Genomic DNA, 730 nt, shown 5'->3' with positions numbered 1-730 from the left:
AGTTGAACAAAGGAGCCGAGCATCATGGCTTTCCGGGTCACATTTGGACTCGTCCCCGTGTTAATGAGATCATCAAACGACTTTTTAGCGTCAGTTATGATCCCTCTCAAGTAGGGCGTTTACTAAAGAAAGTAGGCTGGACTCGTCAGAGACCGCAGGCTAAGGCACGCCAACAAAACGCGGAGCGTGTCGAGCACTGGCGGAATGAGCACTTAGCTGAACTCAAAAAAAGCCCAAACTGAAGGGCGCGTCATTTTATATGTGGATGAATCAGCCTTTTATTTATTACCAATGCTGGGGCTTACTTGGGCACCAAAGGGTAAAACCCCCGTTTTACTGGAGCAGGCCGGTCGTGATCATCTCAGCCTCATTGCAGCTATTGCTCCCAATGGTCGAATATATGTTGGAGGTCAGGATCATTCCTTTAGTGGGGAAGATATCGTGTGGTTTTTAAGCAAGCTATGTAGCCGTTACCGTAAACGAGATTTGCTTATTATTTGGGATGGCGCTTCGATTCATGGCGGAGAAGCGGTGAAAGCATTCCTAAAAGAGCGCCCTGGGCGGATTCACCTAGAACGTTTGCCCGCTTACAGTCCAGAACTAAATCCGACTGAGTTGGTCTGGAACCAGCTTAAACAACGCTTGAAAAACCAAGTGTTTCTTTCGTTGGCGGACTTGACGGTTACGGTTTTGGAACAAATTAGTCTTTTAGAGAAAGACCCGAAGTTGG

Annotated in this window: 2 protein-coding genes; both read left to right on the top strand. The window is 47.4% G+C overall.

Going from position 1 to position 730, the window contains the following annotated elements; all coding sequences use genetic code 11:
* Positions 1–242 (top strand): helix-turn-helix domain-containing protein (locus ACFS25_RS31860; RefSeq protein ID WP_381509276.1); only part of this gene is annotated, 242 nt, incomplete at its 5' end.
* Between the two features lie 19 nt (positions 243–261).
* Positions 262–730, top strand: a 469-nt coding sequence (locus ACFS25_RS31855; RefSeq protein WP_381509274.1) for an IS630 family transposase, incomplete at its 3' end; no start/stop codon positions are given.

Source organism: Spirosoma flavum, from assembly GCF_042686045.1.
Taxonomy (GTDB): domain Bacteria; phylum Bacteroidota; class Bacteroidia; order Cytophagales; family Spirosomataceae; genus Spirosoma; species Spirosoma flavum.
This window is presented reverse-complemented; position numbering and strand designations above follow the sequence as displayed.